Annotated in this window: 1 protein-coding gene and 1 pseudogene; both read left to right on the top strand. The window is 46.1% G+C overall.

Going from position 1 to position 2,431, the window contains the following annotated elements:
- Positions 1-189 precede the first annotated feature (189 nt).
- A pseudogene (locus KDK17_RS19480) lies at positions 190-342 on the top strand (transposase); the annotation flags it as partial.
- 142 nt (positions 343-484) lie between these two features.
- Positions 485-2,353 (top strand): F-box/WD repeat-containing protein, encoded by a 1,869-nt coding sequence (locus KDK17_RS05845; protein ID WP_257287575.1) that lies wholly within the window; start codon positions 485-487, stop codon positions 2,351-2,353.
- Positions 2,354-2,431 lie beyond the last annotated feature (78 nt).

The following is a 2,431-nucleotide window of genomic DNA, read 5'->3' as shown; positions in this document are numbered from 1 at the left end:
CTCACAAAAGAAAAGATCACACCTCAGAGCGAACCTGCCCAGAGTGCCAGAAGACTCAGCCAAACGCGAAAGCCTTTTCGGTTCACAGAAGGCAACACCGAAAACGAAAGCTTGATGATGCAAAGCCAAGAGATTGATGTCTGCTTGTCACAGGCTCAGGAGGGAAAGGCACTGTAAACGTTTGGGCATGATCTGAAGTGCAATGTTCACGTCCATCTGTCTATCACCTGCCGCGGGTTAACCGATGATAAAAAGACATGGAAGGAAATCTTCTTCAGCAAACAGGTCTTAATGCCCATGTGGCAGTACGAAGTCATCAACCTGCTTCGACTGCGCCATTAAAGACTCGCCCTTGGCAGGCTGGTTTCACTGACCCCAAATTTGTGAACTTTCATTCCCAAACCGGTTCTAACCTTTCAATCAGTTTTAAATGTCCTTTCTAACTGAGGATCAATAACGACTTTGGAGCATTGAAGGAGCAGGCATGCACTCTACAAGCAGCAATTCCAGCATTGACAGTTTATTCTCGCCAAAACCTGAGCAACCCCGACCGGAGGAAACACCAACAGGTGTTATTGCAGGCAGGGACGTCACTGCATCTTACAAAAATAAATCTTTGTTACTCGATTTGCCCGACATACCAGAATCTATGATTATTCGCTATTTGGGTTTGCGGGAGATTACCCGATTAGCAAAGGTATGCAAATATCTTCGCGCTCTTGTTGAAAGTAACAGAGCTCTGGAAAGGGCATGGTATCGCCGGTTTCCTGCCCCACACCAATATCAACTGAAAACAATCTTTACGGCAAAAGATGATCAACAACTCAGTGATTGGTTGAGGCCATTTGCGAATACGGGCACTGTCAAGTCACTCGTAAAAAAACGAGATAACGCTTACTTCCCCGCACTGATCCTTTTCACCAAAAATAAACTGATGTCTCAATGTGAAGTATTGAACCTGGAGACAAAAACCGAAATTACCAATCATCACGGTATCCCCATAGCCACTTTAAGCGCCGATAGCCGCCACTTGGTGACCGTCGGTTTGAATAATGCAGTGAAAATCTGTGACCAGGAAACCGATGGAACATGGAAAGTAAAACCCACTATTAACCTGAATGGCCGTGTCTGTTCCGCCAGCTTCAGCTCCGATGGCCATCATTTGTTGATCGCCGGTGGAGATGACATGAACACTGCGAAAATCTATGGTCAGGAGGACGATGGATCATGGGCAGTAAAAGACACCATTACCCATGCTGGATTGGTTAAATCAGCCACCTTCAGCGCTGATGACCGCCATGTGTTGACCGCCAGTGATGATCGGGTGAGAATCTATGGCCAGACAGATGGATCATGGGAAGCAAAATACACTACCAGCCATCTTTCTCCGGTGATATCGGCCAGCTTCAGCGCTGATGGCCGTCGTGTTTTGAGCTTCAATAAAGACAGGACTTTCAGAGTCTGCGTTCAGACTGACGATGGATCATGGGAAGAAAAAACCACCATTAAATATAATCATGATCACTTGGTCAAGTATACCAGTTTAAGCTGCGATGGACGTCATTCGCTGATCTTAAACCTCAATAACTCTGCAAAAATCTATGGTGAGAGGGACGATGGATCATGGGAAGATAAAGCTACCATTACCCATGAGAAGATGATCCTCTCAAGCACCTTCAGCGACAACGGCCGTCACCTGGTAACCACTAGTGGAGATTGCAAGGCGAAAATTCTTAACTTGCAAGACGATGGTTCATGGAAAGAAGTAACCATAATTTCTCATCTTCATTCTATCTACTCAGCCGACTTCAGCCCCGATAGCCGCCATGTGGTGACTGCCAGTTTTGATGGAACAGCAAACATCTCTGGCCAGCAGGACAGTGGATTATGGTTAATAAAAGCCACTATTAAACACAAGGACATGATCACCTCGTTCAACTTCAGCGCCGATAGTCGCCATGTGGTGACTGCCAGTTATGATGGAACGGCAAACATCTATGGCCGGAATGGCGAGGGATCATGGGTAAAAAAAGCCACCATTGCCCACAAAGATTGCGTCCAATCAGCCACCTTCAGTGCCGATGGTTGTCTTGTGGTGACCGCCAGTGAAGACAAAACGGCGAAAATTTATGGTCTGGGAGACGATGGAACATGGGTAGAAAAAGCCACCATTCAACACAATGGTGCAATCACCTCAGCCACCTTCAGCGCCGATAGCCGGTACGTGTTGACCGTTAGTTATAACAAAGCAAGAATTACTGAACTTTGTGGGAAGAATGGAAAGATGGATGGTCGGATGAGCGCAAATCCACTAAAGACTGAGAACCATGAGAAGTACTCTTTACAACAATAATCGCACAAAGCATTTTCCCCGACCAGGGCGCTGTTTTTTCTTTGTTCCAATGACCTCAATGTTTTGAACTTTCATTCT

The organism is Endozoicomonas sp. SESOKO2, from assembly GCF_024606245.1.
In the GTDB taxonomy this organism is placed as follows: domain Bacteria; phylum Pseudomonadota; class Gammaproteobacteria; order Pseudomonadales; family Endozoicomonadaceae; genus Endozoicomonas_A.
The sequence above is the reverse complement of the archived record's forward strand: the minus strand, read 5'-3'. Positions and strand labels throughout refer to the sequence as shown.

What these genes read in the sequence shown, in the direction of transcription:
- KDK17_RS05845 (WP_257287575.1), top strand. Translation starts at nt 485, where the DNA reads ATGCACTCTACAAGCAGCAATTCCAGCATTGACAGTTTATTCTCGCCA.